Below are 19,639 nucleotides of genomic sequence, written 5' to 3'. Positions count from 1 at the left end.
GAAACAGATAAAGACGGCGTTCGATGAATCCAAGACCGTTGATCACCATAGCTTTCACGGCCTGAGAATGGGTGAGATTATGGTTCCGGGTCTTGGGTATTGCATTGTCGATTATATTCGCGATACCTAGAGAGTCGTAGGCTCCGGCAACGATGCCAAGATGGCCAACGGAAAGGATAGATTCATCATCAAAACCGTCAATGATGGGCATATTATAGGTTATTCCCTCAAAGTACAAGGATCTTGCGGTCGAATATTGTGAAATGTGTGGATTTTTAGTGCGGATGGTCGGTTCATTATTAACTATAATAGTTACTTTGTCTCTATTAGCTTTTTTAACGGCTTCAATAAATTCACCTTCAATAATCCTTTTATCATGGATTTTCCAAGACTGATAATTAACTAGAAGGTCATGTAATAATTTCAGGTTTTTCTTTGAAATCCGGCGGGAAGAAAAGATCTGATCAAATAATCCTAAATATGAACTTGAACCCACTCCATCTTTAAGACCAAGAACATCACCAATTCTTTTTCCTATATCTCCATATTGTCTTTCAATTAATGGAATTTCGGATGGAGCTTCAGTTCCTATACAAAATTCAGTAGCTGGTCGTAATTTCCTCTTATTCTTGTCAAAAATTAAAAGATTAGTGAGATCATAATCATTAGATGCAAACTCTAATGCAATTTTAATAATTTCATCATAATTTTCAGATTCAACATCTTTCCAGAGATTATTTATTTGTTCAACATTCGGATTATTTATTTTAAGTGAATCTAAATAATCCGAATGATAAGTATTCTCTTTTTGGATATCAGGCGATTCTATAACTAAATGGAAATATTTTTTAGAAATTTGGAACTGCTTGACATCTGAGGGTTTAATCCTAATACTTTCTTTGGCGGGGATAAATTCGCCTTTTATGTCTATAAGAGGAATCAAACCACTATCAAGACCACACCATTTGTCATCTTCTAATTTTTGGACTCTTTGATTATGCCTTGTATATTCCACATAACAAATACCTACTTTTAATTTTAACCCTGGATATGAATAGATTTCTGACGATAAATCAAAAGAACCCAGATTATTCTTCCATTCTGTGTATAACGAATTAGATAATTTGTCTTTATTATTCGAATTATCAAGAATAATTTTACGAGTTGCTTCATCCAGAATTATTGAATGTAAATAAACAGGATTATTGTATGTATAATCTTTCCCTATTTTTTCAATCCATCTATTATAAAGAACCGGATTTTTATCTCTAAAATCATGAACATTAGAATATCTATCTTTTTGAACTATAAATTTGGGTTTATTGCGAATGCCTATCAATATTAAAAAGTCGTGCCATTCTTCTTTTAATTTGATTAATCTTTCTTTATTTCTTTTATTTTTAGTATCATCTTTTTCAGATTTTAATGATTTTTTTGGGCAATACATCTCCTCAAAATAGTTATCAAAGACATGATCTTCAGGTTTTAGTTTAAATTCACAGGGGAGAGATAAATCTTTTATTGGTTTGATTTCCCCTGAAATGGATTTAAATTCTGCTTCTGATAAGTTTGAAAGTTCTCCAATAAAATCTTCAGAATTTATTTTGTTTTTCTTATGTTTACTCTTGTATTTTTGAAATATAGAGTACAATACCTTAAAGCGTATGTTTTCTTCATTTTTTGTATATGGATTATCAACCAGATATGGAATTTGTAATTCAGTTAAAATATTTTCATCATTAAGTTCAGGAATCTTTAAACATTCCAGCAATTCACGAGTCTGCTTATTTCTTTTTTTCTTTAACTCAAATTCAATATTTGACACTTCATTGGCATTTCCACTTTCTTTTGGTTGGTAGGTATACTCAGTACTGATAATAATATAATCAACTGAATCTTCAAGGCCTGTTTCTCTTGATGATCTACTTGATATCCAAAATACTTTTTTATCCAAAAGATTAAGAGAATTAAATCCTCTATTTGGAAGAGGGAATATTGAAGAATTTAATAATGAACTTCTAACCTCCAAATATTGTTCTTTGAACCTCCAATTATTTTGATTTTGTAAACATGGTATCTTCAAGATTTTTGAATATAATGCTACTAAATTCTCGGATTTTTTTAACCACTGTTGCGGAATCGTAGCAGCTTCAATAATTTTAATAAAGGTTTCATCATCAATTTTTTTAATGCCATATTCTTGCAATTTTGATTTCCATTCACTATTTTTTAGCCATTCAGAATTCACAAATTTTTTATTTAGGTATTTCTCAGCACGGGTTCTAAATGCAGGTTCGGCTATTATTAATGATTCTAAAAATTTTGTAGGGATAATTGCATCTTCTGGACATACCCACTCGTCTTTTCCTGAATGAAAAGTTTTAACCCATTTTTCTTTTTTTAAGAGATCAATCACTTCTTCAAATTGAGGGTTTAATTGTTGATCCCCATTGTCCCAAGGGATATAATCAACTAAATGATTTGTAAAATCCGGATTTTTTTTCAGAGACAATATTGCTTCAACAATAATCCCAGGGATCATTGATATCAAATAACGATTCCATGGATTTTGATTAGGATCATGTAGTTGTTCCCTGTTTGCTGTTGTTACTCCGTCTACCTGAAGATACAAAGGAACAGGAAGAGAGACATTAGTAGGCAAATAGCAATATAGTCTGCCTACGGGAATATTTTCTTTTGTTGTCAGATCTGGAAAGGCAACAATAATTTTTCTCTTAAGAGATTTCCCTTTAAAATTTAATTTTTCCCATCTCTTTTTTACAAGGTCCCCTGGAAAATCTAAATCCTTAGCGAATAGATAAAATTTTCTTGTTTCTTCTAACTCTGAAGAAAAGATTTCAAGATGCTCACTGTTTCTCTCTATTGGTTTGATCTCTATAGAACTAATTTTAAATGATTTCTGTCTTCTATCTTCAATAGTAAGTTTGGAAAGCTGATTTAAAAACAGAAAAGATTCCATGTCACCTTCAATGATTCTCTTTAACTCCTTTGCCACAAGCTCAATACTTTCAGGTTCTTCAAAGCTAATTTTTAATGTGGTTCCATCTCCTTTTTTTATATTGTAATTTTTAATTGGATGAGGTACGATACACTCATTTTTCTTCAATAAGAAATGCCATGAGAGGCTCTCAATTTCAACCGAAGATGCTAAAGCGAATACAGATTTAAACCCAATTCCTTTTTCTCCAATAAATTTATGAGATAAACGATTTCCTTGAATTTTTGTGGATTCTCCAGTATCTGTGATTGCAATAATATCATCAACAGAAAATCCATCTTCGTTATATTGTAATGTAATTCCAGATTCTTCAATTATAAATTTTAATTCAGGTTTTTTACCAGTGTATATCGCATCATCAGCATTTTGAATTAGTTCCAATAAGAAATGTTTTCTGTCCTTATATGTTGTATCACTAAGAATATTTAGGCTGTTTCTATATCCAGGAATTGCCCAATCATAATCTTTTCTTAGAGATTTTAATTTTTCAATGGCTTCAGGAGCAGGAAGTTTTTTTATTTGGTTTAATAATCCATTTCTCTCTTTTTCAAAATTTTTTGACATATTATAGCCCCCAATTCTCTCTTTAAACTACTTCTAATGAAGCAATAGCAACAATTCTTTTAGTCATTAAAAGGTCATTTTTTTCTTTAATTTGATTTATTCTAGCTTCTCCTTTCTTTTTTGCAATATCCTTTTGAGATTCAATTAATTTTATAAATTTTTCACTAGGGGTTTTTTCCTCACGAATACACTTCTGATAATGCTCAAATATTTTTTTATTCAATAATTCAATATGAGCTGTAGTTACCTTTTCAACTGAGTTAACACGTGATTGGATTCTATATCTATTTTCATTGTTTAATTCAGCCATATTTTCTTCCATTAATGAATCCAGTGCATTATCTGCAATTCGAATGAAGGATTGAGGATTTTCTTTTATTATTTGTTTTGACGATGAAATTGTATTGGTTGAAAGAATACGTGAAAAATTTAGATGATCGCATTGTAATGGAATTTTATTTTTAATATCTACAGGTACTGCTAATAAATTAATTTCAGATGTGAATCCTTCAAGCATCACTTCATAAAAAGGAATAATATATTGACCTGAATTCAATCCTAATTCCAGTGAATTCCCTGAAAGAGCAAAATTAAAGCATATTTCATGATTTTGTTCCAGCTCTTCCAACAAAAACTTTATCCAGAAACCACACGGAGGGAAGAACACCGCACTGGGTCTCTCTGTTGCAATCATCCCATTAAATACAACTTCAAGAGGATATTTTGAATCAAAAATTCTGGATAGCTCTGCAAGACTACCTTCAAATCCAGGTTTCCTACAATATTGTTCTAATGTATGGACAATTTCTTTAGAGAGTGTGATATAACATGAATCAGAGTCTATAGCCCTAAACTTACATCCTGGGAAGGATGAAAGACATTTTTGTGTAAGCCAATGGGCATCGATGGGCTGAACAAATTCTGTCCTGGAATCAAGGTTTTGAATTATTTGTGATAAATAATCATCTCCCATCAGTTCCATACGATTTTTTTCAAATTTTTCTTTTTCAATTTTTGCTTTTTCTACAGCAATTTCAATTTCACGAATTCTTTCCTGAAGTTGTTCTTCAGTAAATGATCCTTGGATTATTTCCTCTTGAAGATTTGCAAGATTTGTTCCTAGAATTGGTTCTAATGTACCAATACTGTCTTTTATTAGATTGATTCTTTCATATAATGCAGTGTAAATATTTTCATCTACGCTATTTTGTATATACATACTAGCAATAAAGATCTTATCACTGTTTTGACCAAACCGATCGATTCTCCCGATTCTTTGCTCAATTCTCATTGGATTATAAGGTAAATCATAATTAATGATTGCCTGACAAAATTGGAAGTCAAGTCCCTCTCCACCGACTTCACTTGATAAAAGAATATCAAATTCTCCCCTTTCAAATGCTTCCATTATTTGATACCTTGATGGATTATTACCGTCAGAATCAGTAGGAATATCTCCATAAATTAGACCAACACTGTATCCTTCATCAATAAGCATTTTATGGAGATATTTTAACGTTCGAACAAAGAAAGAGAATATAATTATTTGTGGATTTTCAAGAGAACTCTGAAGGTTTTTTATTAATTTAAGAAGTTCATCAAATTTTGTATCAGTGTTTATAGTCTCTATTTCATCTATAAGTCTAATATAACGTTCTTTTAAATCTGAGGGTAATTTAACTATATTGAAACCTTGGTCATCATCAAGATCATCATCTTCATATGAACCTTCTGTAAGTACTGAATTATTATCAATACACCAATGAAGATAATCTCGCATTGCTGGAAGACAACTGCTTGCCATTCTTCGTGGAATATTTGTTATAAACCCCAATGCAGAGGGTTCTCCCCCCTTTTGAAGGTAAAAATCTCTAGCTAATTCAATAACTTCATCATGAACTTTCATCTCTTCATCTGTTAATTCAACAGGGACCTTTATTGGTTCACGAGTGACACGATGTTCAATAGCTTCACGTTTAAGAGTACGGGTAAATGAATTATCAAGAGGACTTAATGATGAAAGGACTCTATCATAATACGCAATCTCATCAGGATTAAGAATTTCAATCTTTAACAATCTTTTTTCAAGATTATTAAATCCAGGATGATTAGATATGGCTTCTCCAAGTGGCCCTGTTTTAAGTGTTAATAATTCATTAAGAATTTGTGTATCAGCATTTTTAGTACGTTCTGTTAATAGATTTCTACAACGATTAATAGATTTTAAAGGGGATAATATTGTATTAAATATTTGAATGTCAGGAAATAATCCTGGATTTAGGATATGCATTTGATTAAACAAATCTTCATCTCTAAGATTTAAGGGGGTTGCAGAAAGCATCAACATCATTTCGGTTAAATCACTTAAACCTAAACCAATTTGATATCCTAGAGTAGAAGAATTTCGCATATGATGAGATTCATCAATAATTACCAATGACCAGAGCGGTAAATCTCTTGAATCGCATAGCTTTTGTAAATTTCTGTAATGCCTTTCTGTTCTTAATAGTGAAAGACTAACTATTGACCAAACCATTCCATCTGGGATCATTCCATCTTTAGCAAATTGGCAAAAATGTCTAAATGATTTACTATCATGAATGTGAAAATTTAAATTAAATCTATTTCTCATTTCTTTTGCCCATTTAGGACCAAGAGAATTTGGGCATACAATCAATATTGGCGATTTCCGATCTATTCTTCCGCGTGCTAATAGTTCTATAAGAATTATTCCAGTCTCTATTGTTTTACCCACACCCACTTCATCAGCAATAAATAAACGACCTTCAGATCCAGGAGATATGAATTTTGTTAGTGGTTTGAATTGATAAGGATTGAAAATTGTTTTACTTGCAAGATAACTATAAAAATTCCCTTCAACTGGCCTCTTTAAGCGGAACCATGTTTGAAAAAGATGATAATCCTCATGGCCACCAGGACTTTTTGAATAAAATGATTCAAGTAACTCCTTTTCAGGGTCCTTAATTGCAAACAGAAATTTCTCGTTAACAGATTTTGTTGTACCTTCATAGGTTACACGATAACCTATTGAATTATTATTTAAGATAACTTCATTTATTGTACAAATCTTCCCGTTTTTCCCGAGCTTTACGTTATCTCCAATTTTAAATAAAGGATCTTTCTTATTTATTGACATCTCTAATATTGAATCCTTTTTTGGTCCTATAAAATAAACTTGCCGTTTTAAAATGAATGAAATTATTTAGATTCCCAAATCAACAATAACAGCATCAGGCCTACTCTCTTTCAACATCATAGCAGTTTCAGGATGGCATGTGAAGTAAAGAATTTGATTATTATCAGCTAATTGTGCAATTGCCTTGCAACTTTTTTCTTTTCTGTCAGGATCAAAATTCACGAGGATGTCATCAAAAACAACCGGGAGTCTGACATCGTGCTTCCCATACTCATTGATATATCCAAACCTGAGAGCAAGATAGAGCTGTTCTGCAGTCCCTCTGCTAAGCTGAGCTACAGTTTTTCTTTTCCCGTTGCTTTCTTCTACCATTATATCGGATTGAAGCGGTTTAATGATATTCGGATATCTGCCTCCGGAAATGCCTGAAAATATGATTTTTGCCTCCTGGATAACTGCAGGCTGACGTTCTTCCTCATATTTCTCAACAGCCTTTTGCAAAAGATATCCGGCAATAACTGTTTTTGTCCATTCCCTTGATTTTTCATGAAGGTTTTCAAGAAGAAGGAGACGCTGTGATTCAAGTAATGCAGATTCGTCTTCAGAATTTAACTGTTTGATTACTTCAGAGATCTGTCCCAGACTTGTATTTTTATCCTCAATATATCTTTCAACTCCATTGAATTCGTCCTCCAGATCACTGATATTTCCCTTGATCTCAGATAGATCTAATGCCTCAAGCTGTTTTGTAAACTCTTCGAATTCTAATCCTTTTACTGCTGCACGGGCGATATTTTTTCGATTTACATCCAGTGCCTTATTGAGCTCATTTTTTCTCTCCCATACTTTGCCATTAGAACGGAAATCTTCCTCATTCTCTGCTGACCCGGCTTCAAACAACTTCTGAATGTCACTTTCAAAGGATCCAATTTCACTTATCAACTGCTCAATTTCTTCTCCAAGTTTTTTACAGGATTTATTTATCGAAGCTATTTCATTTTTATTCACTGAATTTTGTTTTACGCATTCAGCCAGGGCCTCAACATCATTGCCAGTTGATCCTGATAACTCAAGACCACATTGACTGATAATATGACCTGTCTTATCTTCATATTCCTCAACAGAGTTACAAACTTCCTGTAATTTCTCTTTATCTCTGATAAGAGAGGAATAAATGCCTGCCTGATTTTCGATCTTTTGGAAAAGATCAAGGACTACATCAGGAACAAGACTCTCATCAAGTGACACACTCTTAAGCCAGGCAGTCCATTCGGATTTTAATTTTGATTTTTCTAATTCAGCGGACCGAAGATCCTGTTTTTTTGTCTCTATCTCAGAATAGATTATAGCAATCTGCCCTTCCAGTTTACCTTTCTGTTCTTCCTTTCTTCTTCTCTCATTTACTGCTGCAAGCTCCTTGTCAATCTCATCTCTTTTTATGCTAAGAACACCCGAACTCGGAAGTCCGTCAAATCCACATATATTTGCAAGAACATTGAGTCTATTTTCAAGTTCCGATACCTCAGTTTGTTTTTGTTTTCTTATTGTAGAGAGATGGAGAACATTCTCTTCTGAAGAAGTCGAGGTATCAAAGTCAAAAGTCATATCCTGTTGCCTTTGATGCTTCTTTGCAGTGAAGTAATAAACTGCTGCAATAAATCCAAAGACAATCAGAAATCCTAATTCGATTAATGGAGAATTATTAAGGGCCCCAAGTCCCAAAGAGAGGATACCTGCAAAAATTATCAAAACCGCAGGCCAGACAGGCATTCTGCTTGATAGAACCGCTTTTCTTTCATTCCACCTACGGGACTCAGATGCTTCATCTCTCTGAATAGATGCCAAATCATTCTTTTTTTGAAGAAGTACAGGAATCTCAGAATATAACTCATTGATTCCCTCTTTTATACTCTGTAACTCTTTCTCTGAGCCCAGATTTTTGGATTCATTCAGGTTTTGTTCTATTGCCTTTAGGTCAGGATTGATCTTATTTTTTTCATCCTCAAGATTTTGTACATCTTTTGAAAGATCCCGTATTTTCTCTTCCGTCCGGATAAAATAATCCCTGAGATTGACGATATTACTCTTTGCACCTGGAGAATAATCAAAAGAAAGAAGCGTATCTTCATTCCAGCCCCGATTTATTAATGAAACATCTCTCCTAAATTGTTCTTCAGAGTCTTTGATCTCCCTGTTAAGATTGTCCTTTGACTCAATATCTGAGAGATACTTTTCAAGTCCTCTTTCAAGTTCGTGAATCTCTGTTTCACATTCAAAAACAGAATTATTTAGTGAAATACTATTCAGATTGCCTTTAAGATCCTGTAATTGCTGCTCCTTTTCTTCCTTATCTTCCCTACGCTCTTCAATCTTCTCCAGGTATTTTTCGAGCTTATGAAATCCATCAGCAGGAAATGACTCAATTGAATGAAGCTCTGAAAGTTGCCTTAAATTCTCCTGATAATCGGACCATTCATCCCATATTCCAAGAATTGTTTTCCAGTGTTCAAGCTTTTTTGAGATCCCTTTCTTATTTTCCTTTAGGGAATTGAGCTCATTTTCTTCCTCTCTTTTCCGACTTTGTGACCAATCAAATTCTTCCTGTGTCTTAGAAAATTGCCTTAATTCTTTTTCAAGATCTGTGATTTCTTTAAGAGTCTTAGTAATCAGGGGTTTGGATTTTCCCCCTTTATAATATAGATCGTTTATATCATCTTTGATTTTTCTTTGGAGTACTGGAATCGAACGGGTTTTTATGCCTACTCCTGCTCCGGTAATATGATTCTGAATAGATTCGTCAGAGAGTGTCTCAAATTTATAAAGTTCCTCAAGACCAAAAGCAAATATGTTGTCATAAAAATGCTGATCTGCTGAACCGACAATTGCCTCTATATTGTTATTTACAATATTGCCATCATTATCTGAAAGTTCCCATTTGTCCCAAGAACCATAACGGGAGATATTATAGACCTCACCCTGATCCGATTTGACATTCAGCCTTCCGCCATGTTCACCCCCATTTAGAGGTTCATATGGATTATAGCTTCTTCCAGGAGGTTTACCAAAGAGCATCCTGCGTATGAAAGCAAGTAATGTGGATTTTCCTGCTTCGTTTGGCCCTTTTATTATTGTCAGACCTGGTGAGAGATCCTTGACCGGATAGTCATGGAAATGACCGAAACCGTCGATATAGAGCTCATTAATCTTCATGAGAGATCCTCCGGAATGAGATTATCCAGAAGATAGGTCTCCGCTTCCCTGATGAGTCCGGCCATCTCATCTTCCTGAATTTCCAAAAGAATATTTTTTAGCCGGGAATTGTCAAATAATTCGCTAATTTCCTCTAACAATTCTGAATAGGCCTCTCCGGATTTTTGCATTGTTTCAGATATTGTTATGATATCTGCAACAAGATCCTCTCTTTTCATGATCTTTTCCCGGTCTATTGGAAGAGATGTAGAATCTATAAATTTTTCTATTAAAACCGGATTGTTCAGGTAATTCTCCTGTTCAATAAAATATTCCTGTAATTCCTGAATCGCACCACGAATTATAAGATCCTTGTGTACTCTACCTTTTCCGATCAGTTTTATGCGACAGATAGTTTTAATCCCTGAATTTTCAGACCGGATATCTTCAAGGTAATTTTCGATTAACTGGCGAAGTTCATCGATGGTGTCAATATTTTCAATTGATAATGTCTCATCTCTCCAGATTATCTCTGAAGTTACGATGAATTCAGTCTGAATATTCTTATCATCATCTACTGTTACAAGGTAACAGCCCCTATAGTCAGTCTCGCCAATGTCCCTTCCCTGTGGAATTCCAGGATAAATTATCGTAGGGTTGTTTTCATTAATTACAGATGGCTTGTGGATATGACCCAGTGCCCAGTAATTATAATCTTTTTTCTTCAGGTCTTCAACGGAACATGGGGAGTATGGATAATGGTCTGTATCAGAGCCAAGATTGCAGTGGAGCATTCCTATTGTAAAAGGCCATCCTTGTTCTCGTTCTGGGTAGTATTCAGTTAAATTTTCAGTTATTGAATTTATCCGATAACTTATACCAACAATATTTGCCAAAGAATTCCCATTTTTCTGGTATTCAATTACCTCAGGATTTCCTGTCTGGAAGAAATGAACAGAATCCGGCCATTTGATCTCCTTTGACCATGCATTATAAGGATCATGATTCCCGCAAATAATATACACATTGATCCCATGTTCATCAAGCCTTTCAAGTCCTTTATGGAATTTTAATTGTTCGCGAATCCTCTTATTCTGGCTATCATAGATGTCCCCGGAGATCAGGAGAAAGTCTACTTCGTTTTCAATTGCAAGATCAATGATCCTATCATATGCAGCATATCCGGCATTGGACAGGGATTTGGCGAGCTCTTCATCCATGTTTGAAATCCCGCTAAAAGGACTTCCAAGATGGAGATCGGCTGTATGGATAAATTTCAGATAATTTTCTTTTTTTGACATAAAATCCCCCTAAATATAATAAACTAATTTATAGATAGTGGCTTAATTTAAAATTAAATAAGACTTTTGAGTTTGAACAACTCTTGTAGATATACTGAATGGAAACCATCCGAATTATACTTATAATTGGTGAAATGAAAAGAATCATTCATGATCATAAAATCGGAGGATAATTCATGTTTGTCACAGTGAAACGAAATGATGGAAAGATAGAGAAATTCGAGTTAAATGATGATATGTACATTGAGATCGGAGACATTCTATCCGATGGATCTAAAGTCATCGACCTGGAATACCCAGATGACATTGATGATGACATGATTGCTCTTGACATTTATTGACTAATATTATGCACTCTTAATTATATGGATACGAACGGTGAGATCGATACAAGATTGGATTTTTCAGAGGACAAATATACTATATTCTATATGCAAATGGCATTCTCACTGCTTTGGTCATCAATAGAAAGATACGGAAATTTAAAGTATTGATTGAAATTAAAGTATAATGATAAAATTGAAAAAAAAAAATATCTAATGAACAAACCTTTAAAGATGAATTGAAGAAATTGATCTTGATCCTGAAAATCCTTTAAGTGCTATGAATTACTATTAAAAGATGAGATGTAATGCAATACATCGTGGAAAAACAGTTCCCCTAGATTATGATACGCTCATACACTCATATTAACAGAGCTTAAATTCAATTTTCAGAGAAATGTTAGAGGGGCCTTTTAAGTTATTGATGGGATATATTGAATGACATATGAAATGAATCATTCATAAGAATTTATGAAAAATTCTTTGGTAATTATTGATTATTTTCATAAATGAATAATTTTATCTATGATCTCTCTAATTGTTCATTATATAATTAACGAGATGATATCTTGTCAAAAGAATCTATTAATCGACCTTTAATAGGTAAAAATTCAAATGCTGGTAATATTCTCTGGTTTTTATTTATTTTATGCTTTATTTCTCTTTTTGTTAATCCGGATTTGTACTTGATTTTTATCCTCTGTTTGGTAGTTATTGTTTTTTTAGATACATTAAAAATAAGATCTCAGAACAATGGCGTAGGTCCAAGTTTATTGTATGGAATATTAACTCTATTTTTATGGATTTTGATTGTTCCAATTTACATTTACAGAAGGAGAAAATATGCTAATGATGAATCAAATTTAGCGAAGTCAGTTGAGATTTCTGATCTAGATATTAAGTCGGTTAGTCCAAAATTAAAAGATGATATAGATAGAGCTCAATTTCAAATACAAATCAAAAAGGATGAGATATTTAGCAATTCTCCGGTTGGATCAAAAATATACCCTGATGAAAAAAATTTTTCCAAACAGTCTGAAATTATGTGGGCGGGGGATAATCCACAAATAACTATCCTAAATCACCAAATTCCCAATCCAATGATATATTGGATTTCAAATTCTGCTGGAAATAATGAAGCCTCGTGCATAAGTTTGGATCTTCCTATTGGAAAACCTATAGATGAACCTCAGGGTTCTCTTGGATATTGGCCCACTTATGCTAAGATAAGTCCTGATCAAAGAGCAAATTATTTGGATTGGTTATCAACAGGAAGAAATTCAGAATTAAATGATATTGGATATGCATTTCTGTTCTTTTATGGATTAGAATATCGAGCTTTAATTGAAAAAAAGGATATTCCTGCAATTGTTCAAGAAGTCAATTTACTCTTGAAAAAATACCCTGTTGGGGGTTCTTTTGATTCATATCTTTCATCATTTCTTGCATATATTGCAGTTCAACAATTAGACCGATTATCTGAGAACGAATTATCAATATTCTTCCCAAATAGGACTGATTTATCCTACGATCAGGTGATTGCCAATCTTTCATGGTACATCTCTCATGACAAACCAATTCCATGGGAATTGGCTTATTCTTTAGCTAATACAATTCCCGAGACACCCAAATCAGTTATTACTCATAAATTACCAAAAGAATTTAAACAGTTATTTTTCACAAAATATAACTACAAATATCCAAATGGATTCAAAATTGAACCTTCGAAAAGGAAATATAAATATGAGTATCGTCCTGCAAGTCCATCATTGCTTCCTTATTCCCAAAATTATAGAAGGACTTCTGAAATTGGACCTATTGAGATCCCTAGTCCTATTGGGAAGAAAAGTCAATTTAATGGTATATTTTCCATCTGGAAAGAATCAATCGATGATCTTAAGCCAGCTTCGCGAAAGATCGGTTCCGGAGAAGAGAAACTTACCTCCCAGGCATATCATTTGCTTCCGGACTCACTTAAGCAAGAATTAGATCATCCTGAAAAATCAAAATGGGATGAAATAATTGAAACTTTTAAAGGAGAGGACGATTCGATCATAGTTCCTGTTCATTCACTGGCTGAATTGATTTCTATTGAAAAAAGAGAACGTCTTACTCCTACACAAAGTAAATCCCTCTTTTCAGCTGCACATGATGTGGGATATGTCGTTATTCCAGATTATAGAATCACTGGGAAACCTTATCTTTTGAATGAAAGTGTTGCTCTATTTCCTTTGCTGGACAAGAGAAAATTTACTTCAGATACTTATCCTGCAGTAGCCTTTTTACTAGAATTAGGAATTGGAATTGCTTTGGCTGATGGGGTATTCTCTGAAGGAGAACGGGAACACCTTGATAGATTTATATTTGGTTATTTTGAACTCACTCCTCTTGATATTGAATGTTTAAAGCAGTATCAAAAAATTCTGATGCAAAATCCTCCATCTTTAGATAGATTAGGTTCTCGACTCAAACAGCATCTTTCTGACGATAAAAAAGTAATAGTTGCTGAATTTCTAAGGGATATGGTTTTAGCTGATGGGGTTATTGATCCCATGGAGTATCAAAGCCTCAATAAATTATACAAAGGGATGGGTCTTCAAAAAGATGACATTGATAAATTATTCCCCTCTGATATAACATCCATACCTGATAACCAACCAATACAAATCATTAGTTCATCAACATCTGTAAGACTGGGAGAACCAATTATAAAACCATTACAAATAGAACCTGCAATTAAATTAGATCAAAATGTCATTGATGATAAATTAAAAAGTACCAAAGATATTCAAAGGATTCTCGGTGAGGTAATGGATTTTGAAGATACCCAGCCAGATTATTCCGAAGATTTCAATATAATTCTTAAAGAATCAGAAAATTCTGAAAATTCTATAGAGACGGAAAGTAATGATAAAATACTAAAATCAAATGAAATCGGACTTGATCAAAAATATTTACAGCTTTTATACAATCTATTACAGAAAACTGATATTCAAAAATCTGAATTACAGATTATTTCTCGAAATTTCGGATTGATGGTTGATGGGGCAATTGATGATATAAATACATGGTCTGATGAGAATTTTGGCGATTATTTATTAGAGGAACAGGATAGAGATCATATAATAATCAATTCAGAAATAAAAGATAAAATTTGGGAGGAACTGCAATGACTCTAAAAATTAAAGCACGAGAGCGAACAGCGATTATACAGTCACTCAATGCAGGTGTTGTTCCTAGAATTGGACTACAGCACATTCAGGTAGGCAGAGTTGATGAAGTAAAGGCAGTGTTATCTGATATCTCAAAAATTAATGATGAGAGTGCTACTATTAGATTCATCATTGGAAAATATGGGTCGGGGAAGAGTTTTTTCCTGAATCTAAGCAGGATTATTGCACTAGAACAAAAATTAGTTGTTACGCAAGCAGATATAACTCCCGACAGACGACTTCATGCTTCAAATGGTCAGGCAAGGCAGCTCTATTCTGAATTAATGCATAATATGTCTACAAGGGCGAAACCTGAAGGCCGAGCTATGGTCAGTATAATTGAAAAATGGATTTCAGATCTGGATTTTTCGTTAAGAGAACAAGGAAAAGATCAGGAGGAAATTACAAGATCAATATACCATCAATTGAAACCATTACAAGATCTGGTTTCAGGATATGATTTTGCAACTGCAATAGCAAAATATTATGAAGGATATTTTTCACAGGATGAATTTCTTCAGGATTCAGCTATTCGTTGGTTAAGTGGGGAATATACTACAAAGACTGAGGCACGTAAAGATTTAGGAGTGAGAACGATTGTCGATGATTCCTCAATCTATGACTATCTAAAATTATGGGGTTCTTTTGTAAAAATGGCTGGTTACGGTGGAATTATTGTCAACATTGACGAGATGGGGGTTCTCTCTCACCGTTTGAACAATTCACAAGCTAGAAATTCCAATTATGAAATGATACTAAGAATTCTCAATGATTCTCTCCAAGGGAATGTAAAAAATATTGGATTCATGTTTGCAGGTATAGATGAATTCTTATTAGATAATAGACGAGGGCTAATGAGTTATGAAGCATTAGCTAGGAGACTTTCAGAGAATGAATTTGCTCAAAACGGCTTAAAAGACTTTTCAGGCCCTGTAATACATCTTGATAACCTCACACCGGAGGATACATACATATTACTCCATAACATCCGTAATGTTTATGCATCTGGGGATTCCTCAAAATATCTAATTCCAGATGCTGGTATAACTGAATTTATGAATCACTGTTCAAAGACTCTTGGTTCTGAATTTTATATGACTCCGGGTGATGCTGTAAAGAGATATGTAGGATTTCTATCAGTCCTTGAACAAAACCCTCAAACTTCATGGGAAGAACTTTTGAATGTTTCACCTGAAAGCTTGGAGTTTGAGAAAAATCCTGAAAAGACACTTAGTCAATCATCAACTGATAGAGACGATCTCACTGTTCTAAAAATTTAATTGAGATCAAAAAAAATGAAACCCACTGCTTTTTCTTTATTGCATACAACTATTCAACAGAAACTCTATCAGATGAAATGGACAGAGCTTCGTCCAATCCAGTGTGATACAATATATTCAGTGTTTAATTCTACAAATCATCTTGTAATATCTGCAAATACAGCCTCCGGAAAAACAGAAGCAGCCTTTCTTCCCATAATTTCTCAAATAATTGAAAAGGATGAACCAGGTTTAGGTGCGATATATGTTGGTCCTTTGAAGGCCCTCATAAATGATCAATTCCAGAGATTAGAAGAACTCTGTAATTTATCTGGAATACCGGTTTTTAAATGGCATGGAGATGTATCAGCCGATAAAAAGAAAAATTTTTTAAAAAATCCTAAAGGGATTCTCCTTATCACTCCGGAATCGATAGAATCCATCTTCATCAATCATTCAGGAAACACTTCACAGTTGTTCTCAGGATTATCTTATATTGTAATAGATGAAATGCATTCATTTATTGGAGTCGAGAGAGGGGCACATCTTCGCAGTTTAATTTCAAGGATAATGCATTTAAATCCGTCTCAAGTACGTTTAATTGGTTTATCTGCAACCTTTGGAGATACCGATCTTGTCAAACAATGGTTATTCCCTCAAAATCCAGATAAAGTTGAGATAATTGATGATTCTGGCCGCACTCGTGATATCAAGTATTTAATAAAAGGCTATTTACTGAATAAAAGCAACTCCGACCCAGAATCAAAAACCTCGGAAAGCAAAAACCAATATGAAATAATTATCACTGACCTTCTCAAATATTTCTATTCTCGATCATCTCTTATTTTCATCAATTCGAAACAAAATTTGGAAATAATCACAGACTTAGTAAAAAGAAAACTAGAACAAAGTCGTTTGCCCGATTTTGTAATGATTCATCATGGTTCCCTTTCAAAAACTGAAAGAGAAGATTCAGAATCACAATTAAAATCTAATTCGCTTACATCCTGCTTTACTTCAAGCACTCTTGAAATGGGAATAGACGTAGGTAATATTGAAAGAATTGGTCAGGTAGGACCACCTTGGTCAGTTAATTCTTTAATTCAGCGGCTTGGGAGGAGTGGCAGAGTAGGAGGGAATCCCTCCGAGATGATCATGTTCATAGTAGAACGGAATTCAGAAGATCTTATTGATCAATTATTTCCCGATTTATTGCGAGCTATTGCAATGTCTCAGTTAATGATTTATGATAAATGGTGTGAACCGCCATATTCCTATTATAAGTATTATTCAACTTTTGTTCAGCAAATTATGAGTGTTGTTAAGGAAAAAGGAGGTATTAATCCTTATCCACTGTATGAAATTTTAGTTGAAAAAGGAGCTTTTTTTTTAATTTCAAAAAATGAGTATATTTCCATTCTTCGATCTATGAAAGAAGCAGATCTTATAGAACAAACATCAGGGGAACTTATTATCCTCGGATTAGAGGGCGAAAAGATTGTTAGAAGCCTTGATTTTTACGCTGTTTTTCAAACGCCAAGAGATCTGAATGTCGTTAGTAAGGGGAAGAAAATAGGAAGCATTGCTCATCAGCCAGGTCTTGAAGAACAAAAATATCTAATCCTTGCAGGTAGGAGATGGGAAATAATGGATATCGATTATAAGAAAAATGAGATTCTGGTAATCCCTTCTCGGGCAGCAAAGGAACCAAAGTTTGATTCCTCTTCAATTCCGGATATTCACTCAAAGATTAGGAAAAAAATGAAAGAAGTACTTCAATCAGATGAAAAAATACCATATCTTGATAAAAAGGCAGAAGAGATGCTTCAAATGGCAAGAGCTACTGCAAAAAATGCAGATATTTTCTCTAAAAATTATATAATCAATGGAAATTGCATTTATTGGTTTACTTGGACCGGAGCTGCAAAAAACCGTACACTTGCAAAATTAGGAAAAATATATGGGAATTTAGATGTTGAAGACTGTGAAATTGCACTAAAGTTTTCAAGAATTACAATTGAAGATATTATTGCATTTTATTCCAAAATTTTGGAGGATATGCCCTCTCTTTTGGATATAGCAGAACAAATAGGAGATTTAGAACATGAAAAATACGACAAATATATACCTGATAATCTTTTAGCATTAGCGTATTCAAGTAGATATTTAGATGATGATATTCAAGACATTTGTAATCAATTATTTTTAGAGAATTGAAGACAAATTTCATTAAAATGTGGAGGTGTAAAATGTTAAAAAAAGAGAATGTATCGGCAGGCAATTTCAGAGGGCATCATTATACAGAATACGTAGACACGGTCAAACTGTTAAAACGCGGAAATAAGCTAATTGAAGCAGAAAAACTGCTTCTTGCACTAATTGATGCAGTTGAACAGGAAAGTATCAAAAAAAAATGGGCAGCAGCTCCATGGTATTATAATCAATTGGCAATTATCTATCGAAAGCAATTGAGATACAATGATGAAATCTCTATATTACAGAGATATTGTAATTGGAAATATAATCCTCCACAATCAAAAGAGCCTTTCCAACAAAGGATTGAAAAAGTAAAAGCTATCTTAAAGAAAGAAAAATCATGAATTAATTATTTTAATTATTCGTATATTTCAAAAGCACATTATTACGAATAAGAAGAGTTGTGAGGGATTATTACTTTCCCTTGATTTTCATCTCTACAATACTTAATCTGCAAACGACAGGGAAGTAACAGTCAGGAAAGATGAATCATACCAGCGGGTCATACCTTGGTAAGCCCCAAGTTCTCTTAATTCTAATTATTTTTTCTGCACCTGAATAACAGATGTCTAATCTTGTTAAGTTAATGCCATCGATTTTTATATTAAATGATATATTTAATAGAAAACTATAAATAAAATATAAAGTATAATAAATATATATGAAAGATTATAAAATTGGTCTTCTAGAAGGTCTGGTCAACCAGACATGTATGTTAAATGAACAAATCCTTAAAACTACGACAGATTTCATTTTCGAGGATGGTCAACGAGCAAATGATTTTATCAGGAGAACAGATCCTGTCATGTTGAAAAGTATGCTCCTTAATATGACAGGGAACTGTGGACATAACCCTGATGTAATTCAGAATGATCAATCAGGAAATAACGAGATAGGAGATAATGAAATTGTAACTGAAGCAGTGCAGAGTGAAGAACAGCCGGAGATCCAGGACAACGAATTTGATCTCTGATTAACTTCATTTTTTTCTTACCCTTTGTTTCTAATTTCCCTTCTAAGCATGTTTCTCTCTTCTGTAAGGCTTTAAACATATCAATCCTACCATCAGTCCTTTATGCAATTTCGTTAAAAAATCGGTTAACGTTAAAATTAACGTTAATTTCTGTTTTACTTTAATTTTCTTAAAATCTGAGTTATTATTCAATTCAGAATTCTAAAAAATGATTTCCACAAGAATAAGAACTGACTTTCACTCATTGAAACCTCTAAAATCACAGTTTTGAAAAACCGCATAAAAGCAGTGAAAAGGATAGATTCAATCCGTTTCAAATCAGCTGGCATATCCATTGCATGAAAACTATGCGGTTGATTTCTTTTTAGCTGTCATTGTGAACTTTC

The 19,639-nt window shown here is 33.4% G+C and carries 10 protein-coding genes and 1 pseudogene; 6 read left to right on the top strand and 5 right to left on the bottom strand.

Features of this window, described 5'->3' with window-relative positions:
- From ACTB1O_RS01975 to ACTB1O_RS01955, 5 genes and pseudogenes are all read right to left on the bottom strand, one after another.
- Positions 1-211, bottom strand: a 211-nt coding sequence (locus tag ACTB1O_RS01975; protein WP_462993462.1) for a DUF4277 domain-containing protein, incomplete at its 3' end; no start/stop codon positions are given.
- Positions 212-3,211: 3,000 nt separating this feature from the next.
- A pseudogene (locus ACTB1O_RS01970) lies at positions 3,212-3,583 on the bottom strand (hypothetical protein); the annotation flags it as partial.
- Positions 3,584-3,605: 22 nt separating this feature from the next.
- Complete coding sequence (locus tag ACTB1O_RS01965; RefSeq protein WP_462993461.1) at positions 3,606-6,740, bottom strand: DEAD/DEAH box helicase; 3,135 nt, start codon at positions 6,738-6,740, stop codon at positions 3,606-3,608.
- 66 nt (positions 6,741-6,806) lie between these two features.
- A complete protein-coding gene (locus tag ACTB1O_RS01960) occupies positions 6,807-9,950 on the bottom strand; it encodes an ATP-binding protein (protein WP_462993460.1) in 3,144 nt (1,047 codons plus the stop codon).
- A complete protein-coding gene (locus ACTB1O_RS01955; protein WP_462993459.1) occupies positions 9,947-11,230 on the bottom strand; it encodes a metallophosphoesterase family protein in 1,284 nt (427 codons plus the stop codon). The genes ACTB1O_RS01960 and ACTB1O_RS01955 overlap by 4 nt, the downstream gene beginning before the upstream one ends.
- 176 nt (positions 11,231-11,406) lie before the next feature.
- On the opposite strand from ACTB1O_RS01955, the gene ACTB1O_RS01950 reads away from it, so the two are divergent.
- From ACTB1O_RS01950 to ACTB1O_RS01925, 6 genes are all read left to right on the top strand, one after another.
- The gene (locus ACTB1O_RS01950; RefSeq protein ID WP_462993458.1) at positions 11,407-11,571 is read left to right on the top strand and encodes a hypothetical protein; all 165 of its coding nucleotides are present in this window, start codon (positions 11,407-11,409) and stop codon (positions 11,569-11,571) included.
- A 551-nt stretch (positions 11,572-12,122) separates the two neighbouring features.
- Positions 12,123-14,726 (top strand): TerB N-terminal domain-containing protein, encoded by a 2,604-nt coding sequence (locus ACTB1O_RS01945; RefSeq protein ID WP_462993457.1) that lies wholly within the window; start codon positions 12,123-12,125, stop codon positions 14,724-14,726.
- The gene (locus ACTB1O_RS01940; RefSeq protein ID WP_462993456.1) at positions 14,708-16,045 is read left to right on the top strand and encodes an ATP-binding protein; all 1,338 of its coding nucleotides are present in this window, start codon (positions 14,708-14,710) and stop codon (positions 16,043-16,045) included. Before ACTB1O_RS01945 ends, ACTB1O_RS01940 begins: the two co-directional genes overlap by 19 nt.
- 72 nt (positions 16,046-16,117) lie before the next feature.
- Positions 16,118-18,241 (top strand): DEAD/DEAH box helicase, encoded by a 2,124-nt coding sequence (locus tag ACTB1O_RS01935; RefSeq protein WP_462993455.1) that lies wholly within the window; start codon positions 16,118-16,120, stop codon positions 18,239-18,241.
- 32 nt (positions 18,242-18,273) lie between these two features.
- Positions 18,274-18,624: a hypothetical protein gene (locus tag ACTB1O_RS01930; RefSeq protein ID WP_462993454.1), complete on the top strand. Its 351-nt coding sequence runs from the start codon at positions 18,274-18,276 to the stop codon at positions 18,622-18,624.
- Between the two features lie 461 nt (positions 18,625-19,085).
- Positions 19,086-19,253, top strand: a complete 168-nt coding sequence (locus ACTB1O_RS01925; RefSeq protein WP_462993453.1) for a hypothetical protein — start codon at positions 19,086-19,088, stop codon at positions 19,251-19,253.
- Positions 19,254-19,639 lie beyond the last annotated feature (386 nt).

This window comes from Methanomicrobium sp. (genome assembly GCF_055145805.1).
This window is presented reverse-complemented; position numbering and strand designations above follow the sequence as displayed.

Excerpts from the sequence above, each read along its gene's own strand:
- ACTB1O_RS01965 (WP_462993461.1), bottom strand. The coding sequence starts at position 6,740 with ATGTCAATAAATAAGAAAGATCCTTTATTTAAAATTGGAGATAACGTA.
- ACTB1O_RS01960 (WP_462993460.1), bottom strand. The coding sequence starts at position 9,950 with ATGAAGATTAATGAGCTCTATATCGACGGTTTCGGTCATTTCCATGAC.
- ACTB1O_RS01955 (WP_462993459.1), bottom strand. The coding sequence starts at position 11,230 with ATGTCAAAAAAAGAAAATTATCTGAAATTTATCCATACAGCCGATCTC.
- ACTB1O_RS01950 (WP_462993458.1), top strand. The coding sequence starts at position 11,407 with ATGTTTGTCACAGTGAAACGAAATGATGGAAAGATAGAGAAATTCGAG.
- ACTB1O_RS01935 (WP_462993455.1), top strand. The coding sequence starts at position 16,118 with ATGAAATGGACAGAGCTTCGTCCAATCCAGTGTGATACAATATATTCA.
- ACTB1O_RS01930 (WP_462993454.1), top strand. The coding sequence starts at position 18,274 with ATGTTAAAAAAAGAGAATGTATCGGCAGGCAATTTCAGAGGGCATCAT.
- ACTB1O_RS01925 (WP_462993453.1), top strand. The coding sequence starts at position 19,086 with ATGTTGAAAAGTATGCTCCTTAATATGACAGGGAACTGTGGACATAAC.